The 16092-nt window shown below is 63.0% G+C and carries 15 protein-coding genes; 8 read left to right on the top strand and 7 right to left on the bottom strand.

The window, feature by feature from the left end; translation table 11 throughout:
• Nucleotides 1-42 precede the first annotated feature (42 nt).
• From IT350_06870 to IT350_06850, 5 genes are all read right to left on the bottom strand, one after another.
• Nucleotides 43-1509: a radical SAM protein gene (locus IT350_06870; protein ID MCC6157759.1), complete on the bottom strand. Its 1467-nt coding sequence runs from the start codon at nucleotides 1507-1509 to the stop codon at nucleotides 43-45.
• Nucleotides 1506-2408, bottom strand: a complete 903-nt coding sequence (locus IT350_06865; protein ID MCC6157758.1) for a class I SAM-dependent methyltransferase — start codon at nucleotides 2406-2408, stop codon at nucleotides 1506-1508. Before IT350_06865 ends, IT350_06870 begins: the two co-directional genes overlap by 4 nt.
• A 110-nt stretch (nucleotides 2409-2518) precedes the next feature.
• Nucleotides 2519-4066 carry a cobalamin-dependent protein gene (locus IT350_06860; protein MCC6157757.1) on the bottom strand — a complete coding sequence of 516 codons (1548 nt, stop codon included), beginning with the start codon at nucleotides 4064-4066 and terminating at the stop codon, nucleotides 2519-2521.
• Nucleotides 4066-5502 carry a B12-binding domain-containing radical SAM protein gene (locus IT350_06855; GenBank protein MCC6157756.1) on the bottom strand — a complete coding sequence of 479 codons (1437 nt, stop codon included), beginning with the start codon at nucleotides 5500-5502 and terminating at the stop codon, nucleotides 4066-4068. Before IT350_06855 ends, IT350_06860 begins: the two co-directional genes overlap by 1 nt.
• Nucleotides 5503-5506: 4 nt before the next feature.
• Nucleotides 5507-6424, bottom strand: coding sequence for a class I SAM-dependent methyltransferase (locus IT350_06850; GenBank protein MCC6157755.1), 918 nt, complete (start codon nucleotides 6422-6424; stop codon nucleotides 5507-5509).
• Nucleotides 6425-6741: 317 nt separating this feature from the next.
• Between IT350_06850 and IT350_06845 the strand changes: the two genes are divergently transcribed.
• The 3 genes from IT350_06845 to arcC are packed head-to-tail and all read left to right on the top strand — an operon-like array spanning nucleotide 6742 to nucleotide 9950.
• Nucleotides 6742-8277 carry a hypothetical protein gene (locus tag IT350_06845; GenBank protein MCC6157754.1) on the top strand — a complete coding sequence of 512 codons (1536 nt, stop codon included), beginning with the start codon at nucleotides 6742-6744 and terminating at the stop codon, nucleotides 8275-8277.
• Between the two features lie 4 nt (nucleotides 8278-8281).
• Nucleotides 8282-8989 (top strand): glycosyltransferase family 2 protein, encoded by a 708-nt coding sequence (locus tag IT350_06840; GenBank protein ID MCC6157753.1) that lies wholly within the window; start codon nucleotides 8282-8284, stop codon nucleotides 8987-8989.
• A 1-nt stretch (nucleotide 8990) separates the two neighbouring features.
• Nucleotides 8991-9950, top strand: a complete 960-nt coding sequence (gene arcC, locus IT350_06835) for a carbamate kinase (GenBank protein MCC6157752.1) — start codon at nucleotides 8991-8993, stop codon at nucleotides 9948-9950.
• A 15-nt stretch (nucleotides 9951-9965) separates the two neighbouring features.
• Here the strand turns inward: arcC and IT350_06830 are convergent, their stop codons facing one another.
• Together IT350_06830 and IT350_06825 are read right to left on the bottom strand one after the other, a co-directional pair.
• Nucleotides 9966-11351, bottom strand: coding sequence for a hypothetical protein (locus IT350_06830; GenBank protein MCC6157751.1), 1386 nt, complete (start codon nucleotides 11349-11351; stop codon nucleotides 9966-9968).
• Nucleotides 11348-12610, bottom strand: a complete 1263-nt coding sequence (locus IT350_06825; protein MCC6157750.1) for a hypothetical protein — start codon at nucleotides 12608-12610, stop codon at nucleotides 11348-11350. Before IT350_06825 ends, IT350_06830 begins: the two co-directional genes overlap by 4 nt.
• Nucleotides 12611-12723: 113 nt before the next feature.
• Between IT350_06825 and IT350_06820 the strand changes: the two genes are divergently transcribed.
• From IT350_06820 to IT350_06800, 5 genes are read left to right on the top strand one after another with little or no spacing between them, the layout of a single operon-like run.
• Nucleotides 12724-13359 carry a hypothetical protein gene (locus IT350_06820; GenBank protein ID MCC6157749.1) on the top strand — a complete coding sequence of 212 codons (636 nt, stop codon included), beginning with the start codon at nucleotides 12724-12726 and terminating at the stop codon, nucleotides 13357-13359.
• Nucleotides 13360-13361: 2 nt separating this feature from the next.
• A complete protein-coding gene (locus IT350_06815; protein ID MCC6157748.1) occupies nucleotides 13362-13808 on the top strand; it encodes a hypothetical protein in 447 nt (148 codons plus the stop codon).
• A gap of 20 nt (nucleotides 13809-13828) precedes the next feature.
• Complete coding sequence (gene clpX / locus IT350_06810) at nucleotides 13829-14869, top strand: ATP-dependent Clp protease ATP-binding subunit ClpX (GenBank protein MCC6157747.1); 1041 nt, start codon at nucleotides 13829-13831, stop codon at nucleotides 14867-14869.
• Nucleotides 14866-15342 (top strand): GNAT family N-acetyltransferase, encoded by a 477-nt coding sequence (locus tag IT350_06805; GenBank protein ID MCC6157746.1) that lies wholly within the window; start codon nucleotides 14866-14868, stop codon nucleotides 15340-15342. The genes clpX and IT350_06805 overlap by 4 nt, the downstream gene beginning before the upstream one ends.
• Nucleotides 15342-16082, top strand: coding sequence for a metallophosphoesterase family protein (locus IT350_06800; GenBank protein MCC6157745.1), 741 nt, complete (start codon nucleotides 15342-15344; stop codon nucleotides 16080-16082). Before IT350_06805 ends, IT350_06800 begins: the two co-directional genes overlap by 1 nt.
• The last annotated feature ends 10 nt before the right edge of the window (nucleotides 16083-16092 follow it).

The following is a 16092-nucleotide window of genomic DNA, read 5'->3' as shown; positions in this document are numbered from 1 at the left end:
GCGCCCCGACGCGTGTCCAGAATCAGAAAAAGGTCGCCGGATTCAGATGAATGTGACGTAGTTCGCCGTCTTGAAAGCCGGGTTCTTGACGTGCAGGAAATAGCGGATGCCGTCGAGCCAGGTGAAACCGAAGATCTTCTTCTCGTTCACGAGCGAGATCACGAAACTGAACGGCGCGAGCGCCCACGACAGATTGCTGTTCACAAGGCGTTTCATCCACTTGCGCGAAAACTTCAGCTTGAGCATCAGCGGCCAGAGCCAGTAAAGGCGCAGCGTGCGATCCGGATCGGTCCGCTTGAAGACCGACATCGCCGGCCACGTGGGGATGTCGGGAATTTCGTAGATGCGGTCCTCATAGTCCTCAACGAGGTAACCGTCCTGCATGAGTTTTCGCGAAACGGCGCTGACGGGGTAGGGCACGAGCACCGTCACGCGGGTGTGATCGGTGCCGAGCTGCTGATTGAGTTCGAGGGTGTCGAGGTCTCCGTCCACGGAGGACCACGGCACGCCGAGGATGTTGAACGTGACGAGCCGAATGCCGAGCTTTTTCACCAGAGCCGCCGCGTGGCGGATTTCGTCGGTCGTGACGGGCTTGTTCATGATGTCGCGACGCAGGGTGTCGTCCGCGAGTTCGAGGCCCATCGCCACGCTCACGCAACCGCCGTCCTTGAGAAAACGAATCGTTTCGTCCGTGATCGACGTGGCGAAGACATTGCACGAAAACGGCAGGCCGACGCGCCGTTTGTAGGTTTCGATGAACTCGTGCAGCCAGCCTTCGCCGCTCGCGAAGAGGTCGTCCGAAAAATGTACGATCTTGAGGGGGTGCTTCGCGCGAACGGCGTTGATCTCCTCGGCGATGCGGTCGCCGCTCTTTCGGCGAAAGAAGGTCTTTTTCGACTCCAGCATCGACTTGTACGCCTGATTGAAACAGTAGCCGCATGAATACTGGCATCCGCGTCCCGTCGAGAATTTCTTCGCGGGAAACGACGCCATGAAGTCGTAGCGAAAGTAGACCTCCCGGTCTGGCATGGGCATGGCATTCAGGTCGAGCGTGAACGGACGAATGGGATTGAGGCGCGGCGTGCCGCCGTCGTTCCAGATCAGGTTCTGAACATCGGTGGCGTCTGCGCCGTCGCGGCGTCGTTCGAGCAGGTCCGAGATCACGCCCTCTGACTCGCCCGCGAAGGCGTAATCGACATTGGGTTGCAGGACGATGTTGTGGAAAAACGTCGGGTGCGTGCCGCCGAGCACGACCGGCGCATCCACGGCCTGCTTGGCCTCGCGGGCCGACTGCAAAGCCGAGTTGTGCCCCATCAGGTCGCACGGCACGACCACCATATCCGGACCGAATCGTCGTAGTTCACTTCCGAGTTCCGGCTCCTCGCGACGCAGGAACAGGCGCGTATCGACGCCCTTGCTGCCCAGATACCCGGCGAGATCGCAGATGCCCATCGATTCGTTGATGGCATTGTCCTGGATGATCGCGACGCGCGCGCCGGCGAGACTCATGGCGTGCCTCCCTTTCGAAAGACGGACAGGTAACGCCAGCCCCACCGGGGATGGCGCGGGAGAATGCGGGTTTCGATCCAGTCCTCGACGATGCGCCAAGGCGCAAGCGGCGTCTTGAGCGCGATCGCGAGCGTCGGCGAGAGCGGTGTGACGAGTTCCGTCAGATGAAAATAGATCTCGGTGGTCGGATTGAGGGAGCGAAACAGAATTCGCTCGAATCCGTGCCGTCCGAATTCCTCGGCGACACGGGCGGCGGGGAGCGCCCGCTCGTCGTCGCTCAGAAGCCCGGACCAGCGGCCGACCGCGTTGCCGAGGCGGCGCAGCGGGTGGTCGCCCACCGGATCGGAGATGGCGACGACGCCACCCGGCCCGACGACGCGTCCGCACGTCGCGGCGAATCGCGGCAGGTCGATGTGATGTAGCGACTGGAAGCAGCAGATGGTGTCGGCCGCGAGTCCCTTGCCGGCCTCGCCGCAGAAATCGCCGAAGCGCAGCTCCATGTCTTCGCCGCGCGTCGGCATTGACTGATCGTACACGTAAGCCGTGGGATGGGCGAGGCCGCGGCGCACGAATGCCTCCGACAGGTCGACGCCCACGACGCTCGACGCGCCCCAGGCGAGAAACATCGACAGGTGACGTGGATTTCCGCAGCCGACCTCGACGACACGCCGTCCGGCGAACCAGGAGCGATCGAGAAACGCGACGTGTCGGTCCCACGTTCGCAGGGTGCGACGAAGAATGAAGCGTTCGAAAGGCGCCCGGTCGCGTTCCAGAAAGTGCAGGATGTATCGTTTGTGCTCGTCGTAGTGTTCGCGTTCGCGAGCCACGGCGTCGTCGTCGCGTGTCGCGTCGATGCGCGATCCGCCCGGGGCGGGAATGGGCGACGTCCAGATCGTCATGGCCGTCTCGCTCGGTTCAATTCCATCGTTGGACTCAATCTAGCGGCTTGCGGGCGGGATTTCGGTGCGGTGCGTCACGAGCCGAATCGTAGAAACGCCCGAATCGTGGGTCACGCCTCGTACCAATCCGGGCGCAGCATGCCGACGTACTCCGAAATGGCGAGGCGCTCGCGCACCGAGGCTTTCGGGTTTAGGAAGCCAACCACCGCGTCCCATCCGATGCGTACGCTGACGAGCAGCCACCACATGTACATGCGCCGCCGGTATTTGTGGATCGACATCAGCCCCAAAAAAATGCGCGGCAGGCTGAGCACCCTGCGGTTCATCTCCCAGAGCTTGTAGTCCACTTCTTCCCGGGTCATCGTTTCCGTGCCCATGACCGGAGTCATCCAGTCGTAGCGGGAGAAATCGGTCACATCGAGCCATCCGTTCTCTTTCGCGCGCTTGAACTGCTCCGTACCCGGCACCGGCGTCATCGGATGGAACGCCGGGTAATCGGGCGCGAGTTTGCGCACGTAGCGAACGAGCTTGTCCATCGATTCCGTCGTGTCCTCGCGAATTCCAACGATGAACGTGGTTTGCAGGAACAGCTTGGGATACTTGCGCCGCAGATACGGCACGAGATGCGCCGTGCGCCGCACGTCCTGGTTGTGTTTCGACAGGCGCACGAAGTCGTCGTCCTCGGCGCGTTCGACCCCGATACAGATGTGCGAGAGCCCCGACGCGATCAGCTTTTCGAACAGCCCGCTCTCGTCGTCGCGCACGAGATAGTCGGAGCGCATGAAGCCGAACCAGTAGGTTTTCATCTTCGAGGCGATGAGGCGCGTGGCGAACTCGTCGCTCCACTGCGGCTTTACGTTCCACGTGTCGTCCACGAAGACGAAGCAGTTCTTCTGGTACTTGTAATAGAGCACTTCCATTTCGGCGATCACGTGGTCCACGCCGCGCGTCCGCCACCGAGGGATGAGCTTTTCGTCGGCCGGATCGCCCTTGCGCTTCGACATCTGGAGCCAGCATGCGCAGTAATTGCACGAGTCGGTGCAGCCCCGGCTGTGGTGGATCGTCACGCCGCCCGGGCTGAACAGGTACTTCGACGCCCCGAACAGGTGCATCGGCAGGAGGTCGTACGCCGGAAACGGCAGTGTATCGAGATCGGCGATCAGATCTCGATGCCCCGTGTAAACGCACTCTCCGTGCTCACCCGGGATCGCGAGTCCAGGGATGTTTTTCAAATCCCGACCGTGCTCGATCGCATCGACCGTTTCGCCGAGCGTGATCTCGCCCTCGCCGCGCACGATGGCGTCGATAGGGTAGCGCGCCAGGCAGTCCGCGGAATTTTGCGCGAAGTGGACGCCGCCGGCGATCGTGGCGATGGAGGGATCGATTTCCTTCGCGAGCCGGAACACGCGTCCGCACTCATGTTCGTAGAGCGTTTCACTGTCTCCCGCGAGCACGACCTGGGGTTTCGTTTTTCGAATGATCTCGGCGAGGCTCTTCCAGCCGACCTTCGCCGGGCCGCAGTCGAGCAGCGTGACCTCGTGACCGCGGCGACGCAGTTCGGCGCCCAGATAGACCATGGCCTGGGACAACAGAAAGTTGTCCATCTCGTTCATGTAGGGCCACAGGTACTTGGGCGGGCGGACGTAGAGGACGCGCATCAGAGCTTTCGCCCCAGCAGGTGTTTGATCATGATTTTCGCGCCGTTCCACATCTGCCGCAATCCGATGGAGCGGATTACGAACAGGTGCCGCCAGATCATGCGGGGCCGCACGTAGAAGCGGAACGTCGCGCGGCGATGCAGGCGGACGAGCTTGTCGCCGGTCAGTCCCCGTGGGATGAACGGCAGCGTGTTGGGGTCGTGATTGAACGTCGAGAATTTGTCCCAGTCGCCGGGCTTCATCTTCCCTTCGGCGACCAGATCATCCCAGATCTTGGTGCCGGGGTAAGGGATGGTGATCCCGAACTTCGCGAAGTCGATGTCGAGCGAACGGGCGAACTCGATGTTCTCGACGGTCTGCTCCGCCGTTTCCCCCGGCAAACCGAGCATGAAAAACGCAGAGATTTCGAGTCCCGCCGAGCGCGCCACGCGCACGCCGTCGCGGATGTCCTGTGCCGTGCATTTCTTGTTGACGTTTTTGAGTAGCGTATCGACGCCCGACTCGATGCCGAACAGAATGCGCTTGCATCTCGCCGCGACCATTTCGCGGCACATCTCCTCGTCGATGACGTCGACCCGCGTTTCGGTCGTCCACCACCACTCCCCGGGAATGTTGCGCTCGCGGATCGCGCGGCACGTGTCGATGCCGTGCTGCTTGTGAACAGGAAAAATCGGATCGACAAAACCAACGTGACGGATGCCGTTTTCTTTGACGAGCCACTCGATCTCGGCCGCGATGTTTTCGGGGCTGCGCCTTCGGACCTTGTGACCCTGATATCCGAGCGCGCAGTACGTGCAGTGAAACGGGCATCCGCGCGAACCGATGATCGACAGTCCCGGCTTCGCGACATTGACGAAGGCGAGAAATCCGTAAACGTGCTCGGGAAAGAGGTCCCAGGCCGGAAGCGGCAACTCGTCGAGTTCCGAACCCTGCAGGAGCGGCGCGATCGGTGTCGTGTGGATGCCGCCGTTCATGTACGTCAGGCCGGGAACATCGTCGAACGAGCCGCCCCGGTCGAGCACGTCGCACAGCTTCGGCATCGTCGTTTCGGCCTCGCTGTGCAGTACGAAATCCGCGTAGCCGTCGCGTACGAGGTCCTCGGCGAACAGCGATGCGTGCAGATTGCCGAGCACGACCTTCGTTTGCGGACGTTCCTTCCGCAGTCTTCGGCCGAGCGATTCGACCGTGTGCACCGATGGCGTCAGGACGCCGATGCCGACCGCGTCCGCGCGCCATTCGCTCACGAGATCAACGATCTGCGTCTCATTCAGGCCGTCGACGAAATTGTCGAGGCAGCGGACTTCGTGCCCCGCTTCGCGGCAGGTCGCGGCGATGTAAGCGAGCCCGATGACGGGCATGGCCTCGGCGAGGGCCTTGTAATCGCCGAATCCGCTGTCGACGTCGTAACCGGGATTCATGAGCAGAACGCGCGCCATGTTCCTAAGCTTTCCGCGGCTTGATCGCGACCGCCGTGAGAACTCGTGCGAACCGGGATGCACCGGGGCTAAGGCGAAACTCACAGTCCGCTTTCGTCACGGTGCGAAGATATTCGTCATCGCGAAGCCGATCGTCGTCCACGGTCTGCCAGAACGGACCCTCGCCGAAGAAGTGCGAGGCGATGATGCGGACGGGATCGAGTCCGGCGTTTCGGCACAGGGAGGCGAGCGATTCCCGATGGAACAGCCGAACGTATCGCCCGGCTTGCCGAAGATCGACGGAGTCGTCGTCTCGGGACATTCGAACGAAATCGAACGATCCGGGATCGGTGTCTCCGGCGATCAGGGCGCCCGGTGTGGCTTCCACGGACAGCATCATCACTCCGCCATCTTTCAGAACTCGCGCCAACTCGGCAACGGTACGCGCCGGATCGCCCGTGTAGCAGACGAACTCCAGCGCCAGAACAAAATCGAACTCTTGGCTTTGGATGGTATCAAGAAACTCGACCCCATCCCAGTGAAGTTCCTTGCCCTCGTGTCCGATTTTCGCGAGTCGGGCCTCGCAAAAATCGATATTTGCCCGGCAGGGGTCGAACGCGACAACGCGCGGAAAGACCTCGGACAGCAGCAGCGTCGAGCGGCCGATCCCGCATCCGGCGTCGAGGGCGCGTGTGCGCAATGGCGCGTGGACGACCGCTTTCTCAAGTTGTCCGCGATAGATCGAAGTGGACAGGCGCTTGATCGGGAAGTACGGCGAAGCTTCGTCGAGAAAATCCGCCGCGACCGGGTTGGCGGCGGCCTGCTCGAATGCCCAAACGTTGTCGAGAAAAGGATCGCCGGTGAGCGCTCTTTGTCGGTCGGGTGCTCCGCCATACAGGAGGCGAATGGCGGTGCTGACGGGCGAGCGGGTCACCATCGGCATGAGACGAGGACGAAATTCGGGCTGAAAAACCAACAGAGACGGCTCATCGCCGCCTCTGTTCACCCTCGGACCAAGGAAGAAAACGTCGTCGCTTCAGGGCGTCGGCGGCTTCGGCTTGGGCTTCGGAGATGGACGCCAGTTCATTGGAGCCTCCTTCTCGTTCAAGGTCAGGACCCTTGGTGACATCGAAAACAGTACCCGAACGCCGCGTCGGGTGTCAACAAATAGTTTTGTTCCTGTGAGGCTGCCGGGCGTCGCGAGGCTCCCGGTCGGAACCGCCGTTGATCGTGGGGAGCCATTCGCGTAGATTCTCGCCCATGCTCACGCTCCGGCGGACCCTGTTTTACTGCGTATTGCTGATTCCCATCGCATTTTATCTCAATCTGACATTTCTTGAACGCCGGTTGGCGTTTTATTCCGTGCTGTCTTCCTTGGCGCTGGGATTCGCCGGAATCGGGGTCGGCGATCGCATCGCCACCCAACGGGTCAAAAAGTACCGCACCTGGCGTGTGGCGCGGGAAGCCACGATCGCGCGTCTGCATCGTCGTTGCGTTCTGGGCACGATCACCATCCTTGCGCTTCCCGGCTTGGGCTACGCGCCCGTGGGCTACGGCCTGTACCCCGAATTTTCGCAGTGGCTCGCGATGGTTCTCGGCGTTTGGGTTCTCGCGTCGCTGGTCTTGAGAAAACGAATGCCCGCCGAAATCAAACCCGATCTTCCGCTTCTCATACTTATCCCGGCGCTCGCGGGCATCGGAGCCATGGGCGTCAACGCCTACGGGTCCACCGACACGACCTGCGAGCAGGTCGAGGCGAGTCCATTTCTGCGACCTATCATCACGAGAGCGCAGATCGTCGACCGCTCCGAGGTCGAAGACGCTTTTCCCTACGACGTGAAATCCGACCCCGCGGCGGATCGACTGTTCTTCACGCTCAAGCAGCGGCGATCCGGCTTTCTGAAGATGCCATGGAAACCTGCGGTGCCGAACGACGCCATCGGAGCCACGTCGTTCTCGTCCCCCGATTTCTCGTCGGCGGCTCTGATTCCCATCTCCTCGGAAAGTACCGGAACCTATCCGCAGCGAATTACGGTCGATCCCGGGCGCGGGCGCATCTACGTCGTCGTTCTCGACGTAGACGGTGACCATACGGTGCGCGTGATCGAATACCGCAACGGGTTCACGCAACTCGCCGAGATCCGCCCAGGATATGAGCCGATTCGCGTCTATCTCGATGAGGCGCGAAATCGCCTGCTGATCCTGAACTACGAGGGCGCGGTGGGCGTCTACGATCGCGACACCTTCAAACAGACGCTCTACCGCAAGGTCTCCCGCGCCCTCTTCATGAGCCTGATCGACACTTTCGTTCACCAACCAGAAAGGAAAGTCTACTATGCGTCGTCCATCTCCGGCGAATTTCTGATGCTCTCCGAGGAGTTTCTCGCTCCGCTCATAGAACGCAATATCAAGATTCCGACGATCGGGCTCGATTACGACCCGGTGACGGACCGCGTTTACGCGGCGGGAACGCTGACGCGCGAGATCGCCGTGCTCAATGGAGAGACGCTGGAACTCGAAAAGACCATCCCGACGGGCACGACCGTGCGGGAACTTTACCTGGATCTGAATCGCCGCCTCATCATCACGGCGGGCTACACCGACGGTCGCCTCGACCTGATCGGGCTCGACGATCACGAGACGCGTGCGAGCGTGAAACTCGGCCGGCTCGCGCGATCGATCCATTTCGAGACGGGCTCCGGCCGTGTTTTCGCCGCGTCGGGATGCGGACTTTTCGAGGTGCTCGTGAATCGCATGCTGGCGGCGGCGGGCCCGTTGGGTTCAGCGGGAAACTGACGCGATGACCGAACTGTCGGCCTTCATGCCCGTGTTCAACGAAGCGCCGACGATCGAATTCACCGTTCGCGAAGCGCTCGCCGCCCTCGACTCGCTCGCGGTCTCATCGGAACTCATCGTCGTGGACGACGGAAGCACCGACGGCACGCGCGGGATTCTCGAACGACTGGCGACCGAAGCCTCCCGGTTGCGCGTCGTTCGACATGCGTCGAACCGAGGCTACGGCATGGCCCTGCGTTCGGGAATCGCCGCATCGATCGGTCGACTCGTCTTTTACACAGATGGCGACGGACAGTTCGACTGGGCCGACCTGCCTCGAGCTCACGCGATCGCGAACGAAGACCGGGTCGTGGTGGGACGCCGCGCGATCCGACGCGATCACTCGGGACGCCGGTTTCAATCACGCATATTCAACGCGCTCATGCGTCTCGCGTTCGATTTGCCCGTGGACGACATCAACTGTTCTTTCAAGATCTTCCCGGGAGACGCGGTACGTACGCTCGATCTGCGTTCCGACGGCGTTTTCATCGACGCGGAGATGCTCGTCGGCCTGCGACGCGCGGGATGCACTTTCACGCAAATCGACGTGACGCACCGGGCACGTCCCGCCGGCACGTCGAAACTCGCCGGCATTCGCCACGTGTGGCAAGTGGTGCGCGAGGCACGGGCTTTTCGTATGATGACGCCGCCGCCCACGCGGCCGCGGAGTTGAAATGGATATCTATCGTAGCGATCGGCGAATGACCTTGGTGGCGTTGGGCGGAAACGCCCTGATTCGTCACGGCGATGTCCCGACCATCGAGACGCAGGAAGCCAACGCGGAAAAGACCGTCGATCAGTTGATGGAGCTGGTGCGTCGCGACGACAACATCGTCATCACGCACGGCAACGGCCCGCAGGTCGGCAATCTGCTGTTGCGGAACGAGGCGTCCAAAGACCTGCTGCCGCGTACGCCGCTCGACGTGTTGGTGGCCGAGACCGGCGGGTCGATCGGATACATTCTTCAGCAGGCGTTTCTGAACCGGCTTCGCGAGGAGGAGGCGCAGCGGTACGTCGTCACCATGATCACGCAGGTGATTGTGGATCCCAACGATCCGGCGTTCGCGAGGCCGTCGAAGCCGATCGGCATGTACTATTCGAAGGACGAAGCCGATCATCTCCACGGCGAATTCGGTTGGCAGATGATCGAAGACGGCGAACACGGTTGGCGGCGCGTCGTGCCCAGTCCCCGACCGCTCAAGATCGTGCAGCGCCACATGGTGCGTCACAGCGCCATGGAGGGAAACATCGTGATCGCCGGCGGAGGCGGCGGCATTCCGATCAAGGTCGGCCCGAACGGGAGGTACGAAGGCGTTGAGGCGGTGATCGACAAGGACCTGACGAGCGCGATGCTCGCATCGGAAATCCGCGCCGACACGCTCATCATCCTCATGCCGGAGCCCAAGGTGTGCGTTCACTTCGGTTCGCCGAAGGAGCGGGCGCTCGATCGCGTGACTCTCTCCGAGATCACCGACTACCTCGCCGAAGGTCACTTCCCGCCCGGGTCCATTGGCCCCAAGGTCAACGCGGCGATCCAGTTCGTGCAACGCGGCGGCCGCGAAGCGCTCATCACAAGCGCCGATCGTCTTTCCGCGGCCATTGAGGGCAAGGACGGGACGACGATCGTCCCTTAATCGCGGCATCGCGCGTCAGTCGAGCCAGTCGAAAACGCGACGCACCACGGTGTCGGCGAAACCGCGCGCCTCGTCGTCGCGAAACCGCTGCCCGCCGAGTGTGAACACCATGTAGAACCGGCCGAGGAATGTCCGCAGAATCATCGCGGCGGGGTTGTTCGCCGTGCCGCCGACGCTGCTGTGCACGTCGTGCAGCACCGCGCGGCCGACCTCGCGGATGGCGGTCTCGCCCGTCGGGCGGCCGTCGCGGATGACCGGCCAGACGACGCCGAGGTTGGTGAGAAAGAACGAGATCTTCCGGTCGAAAATGGTTCGGAGCGCCGTGTACCGACCCGAACGCGGCAGGGCGAGGCCGATGCGCTGGAGCTTGCGCCCCATCTCGCTCATCGCGATGTCGTAGCCCTGATCCATGCCCGCCTTGCGCCGCGCGATGACGAGTTGCAAGACCGTCTCGGGGTTGCGTCGCTCGACGGCGCGGCTCGGGATCGCGAAACCGGACATGGGGTTGCCCTGACCTTCGATTTGGGCAGCGGGGCGCCGAGCCCGCTGGTTGACGGCAAATCCGTGCAGAAACACGTCGGCGTCCGCGCCGTGCGCCCGGTTCCATTCCTCGATCGCCAATTTCGAGGCCGCCAGACACAGGTCGGTCATCGAACCGCCGGAGCGGGCAGCACGACGACGCAGTCCCCGCAGGAGCGCCGGATCGTCGTACCTGTACCGGATCATCCGCCGCCCGCTCGGCCGATCGCTCGAGCCCCACGGTTGGGCGACCTGCGATCCCGGGTAGTCCTGATCCATCCGAAGGGTCCGCAGCACCATGCGCGGCGTGGAAACCGGGGCGATCGGCGGACTCGATCCGACCTGCGCGTGAATCCCCGCCACGTCGGCCCACGACGGACGCATACCCATCACGCGCTCGTGATACCGGGCAAAAAGTTCGCGCAACACGTCGTAGAGCCCGCCGCCGTCGGTGGCGACGTGATGAAAAACGATGACGAGAACCCAGCGTTCGTCGTCGATGTGCCACAATTCGAAAGCAATCGGCGGTTCGGTCGCGAGATCCTGAATCCGCGTCGTGACCGGCTTCATTTTGTCGTGAACCCAGTCTTCGAGATCAGCGGGAGCCCGTTCGGCGCGAAAGTCCCGCCGTGCGAACCCCGGTCGCCCCGGCGGGCCATCGATCCAAACCGGTCGCATCGACCAACCAATTCGCCTCCAGACGAGGCGAGAGGTAAACGTCGGTCGTGTCGCCAGCACACCCGCGAGGGCATCGTCCATTGCGCCCGGGTCGAGGCGACCGAGCAGCACGAACGCGGCGTAGTCGGTCTGCGGAAACCCGGGCTGCTCCCAAATCAACAGACCTTCCGATGGAAGATCGAGCGGAACGAAGGAATCGTTCATGGGGTCCCCGACACAGGCAGCAGGTTTCGGACGCGCAGTTCGCGGATCACGACGTCCGCGACGAACTCGTGGCCTTTTTCGTTCCAGTGCGGATCGTTTTCCTGACACAGCGGGGTGCGGTCGGCCCGCGAACGGAAGTCGCCGAGCATCGAATAGATCGGAAAAGAAGAGGAAGGGGCTCTGCGCTCAAACCATTTGAACGGCTCTTCCAGATGATCGGGCGTGGTGGGGAAGTACCCCTTTTCCCAGTCGTTCGGGCTTTCGGCCGGGTCATACTGCTGATATCGAGGGTAGACGAAGAGCATGTACTTCGCGCCGAGTTGTGCCGATTCGTTCGCGAGCGATGTCAGGAAACCCCAGGTCGGATCGAGCAGCGGCTCCGTATTCGCCAGCGGCTCGAACAGGGCGAAGTAACGCTGCGTCGGAACGGGAATCTGCGTTTCAGGAACGAGCGGCTCCCACCCCGGGCGATTGAAGCGCACCCACTCGTCGAAGCGCGCCACGCCCAGCGACACGCTGAACCGCACGAGAATCGCCTCCCAGATCGACATGTCGGTGGGTTTGTCGAGCCCCCCTTCACGAAGTTTGTAGAGCCCTTGAATGTCATCGTGAAAGTCCGTCATGTCGAAGAACTGAAGAACGAGGTCGGGCTTGTACCTCGCGCCGATCGCCTGAAACCGGCGGAGCTGCGTCAGCGGACTCGACGACGCCCACCCCATGTTCAGGACGACGATGCGCGAACTCGGCATTTCGGCGGCGAGCCGCTTTTCGATCACGGTCGGGAAGGCCATGTCGCGCGAGAGCGTCATGCCCTCGGTGTACGAGTCGCCGAGGAAAATGATGACGAAATCGTCGTCGCGGATCGAATCGGGTTCCGGGCCGAACACGCCGTCGCTGTTGAGCGAATACGTGCCGGGACGCGGCCAGTGATCGACATCGAGGTAGTACATCGGCATGACGACGCGCTGCAGGATCGTCGGTCCCGCGAGCGTGACCGCACCCGCCGCGAGCGCCGTGGACGCAAGAACAAGAAGAGCCTTCCTCCAGTAACGGACGATTTCCGGCAGGAACAGCACGAGCAGCAGCGGCAGCCACACGATGGCGACCTGCGCCATGTGGCGCGAAACGTCCTCGTCGTTCTTGAAAATCCAAAGCGTCAGCGCGAAGGCCGCCGGCCAGCTCCAGATGACGCGCGCCGAAGGCTTGGGGATCCTTCGCGTCCAACCCCTGGGATTTTGAAGTGTCATGCGCCCCAGCATCTTAGGGGGATCGCGCGGCGTTGTCAGGACGTCTGGAAATTCCGCGGCTCGAATCCGCCGAGCCGATTGACCCGCGGCACGCGCGGCGCATACACTTCGCGCAAGGAGCCGGTGTGGAACGGATCGCCGAAGCGTTGGTCAAGCGATACCTTGCGTCGCAGGGCTATCTCGCCGCGTTCGGCGTCAGCGTGGCGGGGGTGTCCGAGGCCGGGCCGGTCGTGAAAAATTTCGATGTCGTCGGTTTGCGGATTCGCGGTGGAAGCCTCGCGGAGGCGGTCGTGGGCGCGATTCGCGCGTGGTGGAATCCCGGCGCGCATCTGACGCCGAGTCTGCTGCGTTCGCACCTATTGGCCGGCGTGACCGAGGCGCTCTCCGACGACGCGGTGGACGCGCTGCGCATCGGCTACGGGTTGTCTCCGGCGGTTGTCCGCAAGGTGCTGTTCTACAGTCAGGCGAGCCCGGAGAAGTCGGAGGAAGCGGAGGCGATGCTCGCGAAATTCGGCATCGAAACGGTGTATCTCGACCGCGAGGCGGCCTCGCTCGCGCGCGATTCGTGGCCCAGCGAGGTGCCGGGCGACGCGTCCGTCGCGATGGTCCGTGCGTTCGTGCGCGGCGCGTGGCGCGAAGGCTCGGGCGGGACCGACCTGCGCGAATCCGACGTGAAGCCCGTCGCCGAGCCGCCGACGCCGCAACTCTCCCTGGCGATCTTCGGTGAACGTTCCCACGGGACCGGCGGGACGGAAGACTGACGATGGCGCGCGATACCTGGGAAACGGATCGGTCGCGTCGGCGGTACTGGCCGGGCGTCATCGTGCGTCTCGCGATCCTCGCGATCGCCGTCGGCGGCGTGCTGGCAATCGGTCAGTCGCGCTACGGCTGGCGTCCGCTCGGTGAAAAGATCTCCGCCAAACAGCTTCGTGAAAGCACCGGCGAGGCGCAGGCCACCCCGTCGCCGGCCGACATGAGTACCCTGCTGCGCGAGGCCGCCGGGAGCGCCGAAACCACTCCGGAACCCGCGGCGACGACCACCACGACCTCGACGACGACCACGACTTCGACCGTGAAAACGACCACCACGACGGTCAAACCCACAACGACGAAACCGACGACCACCACCACGATTCCCAAGACCTCATCGGATCTGACGGATCAGGATCAGAAGGCGCTCGACGACCTTTTGAAGCAGGAGTCCGATTGAAAACGAAATCCCTGGACGATCTGGAGGAGGTCGAGTCGCGGGCGACGGCGCCGCCGCTCGACGTGACGCCGCGCGAAATTTTCGACGATCTCGACCGTTTCGTGATCGGGCAGAACGCGCCCAAGCGCACGCTGGCGATCGCGGCGTACAATCACCTCAAGCGCATCCGCCAGCATGGGGATCTTCTTCGCAAGAACAACATCCTCATGGTGGGACCCACGGGCAGCGGGAAGACGCATCTGGCGCGGTGCCTCGCACGCATCCTTTCCGTGCCCTTCGTGGTCGTCAACGCCACCGAGTACACCGAGGCCGGGTACTACGGAAAAGACGTCGAGGTCATGATCGCCGAGCTGCTCTTCGCGGCGAACGGCGATGTGCGCGCCGCGGAGCGCGGCATCGTGTTCGTGGACGAGATCGACAAGATCGCCCGGCGCGGCGACAGCGGTCGCACCGGCGCGGGCGGGCGCGACATCGGCGGCGAGGGCGTGCAACAGGCGCTGCTCAAAGTTCTGGAGAGCAACGCCGTGTTCGTGCCGCTCAACGTTACGCAGCACTGGAACAAGCACGATTTCGTGCGCATGGACGTCACGGACATCCTGTTCATCTGCGCGGGCACGTTCAGCGACATGCGGCGGGGGACGATCAAGTCGGATATCGGTTTCACCGGCGTGTCGGCCGACGAAAAAGCGCGCGAAAAGGTGACGTTCCGCGACCTGGAGAGCTACGGCATGATCGCGGAACTGCTGGGCCGTTTACCGGTCGTCGCGGAACTCGGCCCGCTGACCGACGAAGAACTCGGCCGGGTCGTCACCGACCCGCCGGACGCGCTTTATCGCGAGTATCAGGAGTTATTCGATTACGAGAAAATCCGCCTGAACCTGCGCCCCGAAGGGCTCGCGCGGATCGTGCGCCACGCGCAGGAACGCAAGACCGGCGCGCGCGGGCTGCGCTCGATCTTCGAGGAACTCTTCCACGATCTCGCGTTCGAAGCGCCCGAGCGCATCGGACAGACCGTCGTCATCGACGCCGACTTCGTCGATTCGCGCCTGGCGCGTTCATGATCCGCTACGTCCCGGCCGATCACAACGACGTCGAGCAGATGTACCGGCTCGACATGCTGTGCTTTGAGCCGCCGTTCCGGTTCGCGCGCTCGACGTTCGATTACCTCATGTCGAATCCCGACGTCATCGCGATCAAGGCTGTGGACGACGGGCGGGGGCTCGTCGGTTTCATCGTCCTCGAACCGGAGCCGCCCGAGCTGGCGTGCGTCGCGACGATCGACGTGCACCCCCACGCGCGGCGCGAGGGAATCGGCGGCGAACTGATGCGGCGCGTCGCCGACGCCGCGAGGGCAATCGGACTTTCCAAGGTGTATCTGCATGTGTATGTTGGCAACACCTCGGCGCAGGAGTTTTATCGCGGCCTGGGATACGAATCCCGCCAACTCCTGCCGTCGTTTTATGGACCCGGGCGGCACGCGTATCTGATGGTCCTGGCCGATGTGGCCGCCGAGCGGGCCGGGAATGTGGTGTGATGCGTTACGCGATCTTCAGTGACGTGCATTCGAACCACGAAGCCCTCGAGCGCGTGCTCGAGAAGATCGACGAGCTGCGTGTCGATCGGGTGCTGAACCTCGGCGACCTTGTCGGCTATTACGCGTCGCCCAACGAGTGCGTGGACGCCGTGCGCGCGCGCGCGATCACCTCGATCATGGGCAACCATGACGTCGTCGCGTGTGGGCGCGTCGAGCCGGTGTATTTCAATCCCACGGCCGCCGCCGCCGTGCTGTGGTCGCGCGAGACTTTGACCGATTCCAATCGCGAGTGGATTCGCGCGCTGCCCGACTCGCTGATCGTGGACGAATCCATCCTCATGGTGCACGGCTCGGTGCGCGACCGCGACGAGTATCTGCTCTTTCGCCCTGAAATCGAAAGCAGCTTCGAGTCGTTCGCCGAGCAGTACCCGACGCTGCGCGTTGCGTTCTTCGGCCACACGCACCGGCGCATCTATTACGAAGACGACGGCAACAACCTGTACGCGGGTACCAAGGCCGAAAAACTCGTCCTGCGCCCCGGCGGACGTTATCTCATCAACCCCGGCTCGGTCGGTCAGCCCCGTGACGGAGACCCGCGCGCGGCGTTTTGCGTGTATGATGCCGAGGCCGCCGAGGTGTCGTTCTTCCGCGTGCCGTTCGACATCGACAAGACGGCCGAGCGCATCCGGGCTCTGCCGTTCGGCGACTCGTTGGCACGCCGCCTCTATCGGGGCATTTGACGGAACGCGA

This window comes from Deltaproteobacteria bacterium (genome assembly GCA_020845895.1).
Taxonomy (GTDB): domain Bacteria; phylum Lernaellota; class Lernaellaia; order JACKCT01; family JACKCT01; genus JADLEX01.
This window is presented reverse-complemented; position numbering and strand designations above follow the sequence as displayed.

Coding starts and splice junctions, on each gene's coding strand:
- IT350_06845 (MCC6157754.1), top strand. CDS start 6,742: ATGCTCACGCTCCGGCGGACCCTGTTTTACTGCGTATTGCTGATTCCC.
- IT350_06815 (MCC6157748.1), top strand. CDS start 13,362: ATGGCGCGCGATACCTGGGAAACGGATCGGTCGCGTCGGCGGTACTGG.
- IT350_06805 (MCC6157746.1), top strand. CDS start 14,866: ATGATCCGCTACGTCCCGGCCGATCACAACGACGTCGAGCAGATGTAC.
- IT350_06855 (MCC6157756.1), bottom strand. CDS start 5,502: ATGGCGCGCGTTCTGCTCATGAATCCCGGTTACGACGTCGACAGCGGA.
- IT350_06830 (MCC6157751.1), bottom strand. CDS start 11,351: ATGAACGATTCCTTCGTTCCGCTCGATCTTCCATCGGAAGGTCTGTTG.
- IT350_06865 (MCC6157758.1), bottom strand. CDS start 2,408: ATGACGATCTGGACGTCGCCCATTCCCGCCCCGGGCGGATCGCGCATC.
- IT350_06860 (MCC6157757.1), bottom strand. CDS start 4,066: ATGCGCGTCCTCTACGTCCGCCCGCCCAAGTACCTGTGGCCCTACATG.
- arcC (MCC6157752.1), top strand. CDS start 8,991: ATGGATATCTATCGTAGCGATCGGCGAATGACCTTGGTGGCGTTGGGC.
- IT350_06850 (MCC6157755.1), bottom strand. CDS start 6,424: ATGCCGATGGTGACCCGCTCGCCCGTCAGCACCGCCATTCGCCTCCTG.
- IT350_06870 (MCC6157759.1), bottom strand. CDS start 1,509: ATGAGTCTCGCCGGCGCGCGCGTCGCGATCATCCAGGACAATGCCATC.
- IT350_06800 (MCC6157745.1), top strand. CDS start 15,342: ATGCGTTACGCGATCTTCAGTGACGTGCATTCGAACCACGAAGCCCTC.
- IT350_06840 (MCC6157753.1), top strand. CDS start 8,282: ATGACCGAACTGTCGGCCTTCATGCCCGTGTTCAACGAAGCGCCGACG.
- IT350_06825 (MCC6157750.1), bottom strand. CDS start 12,610: ATGCTGGGGCGCATGACACTTCAAAATCCCAGGGGTTGGACGCGAAGG.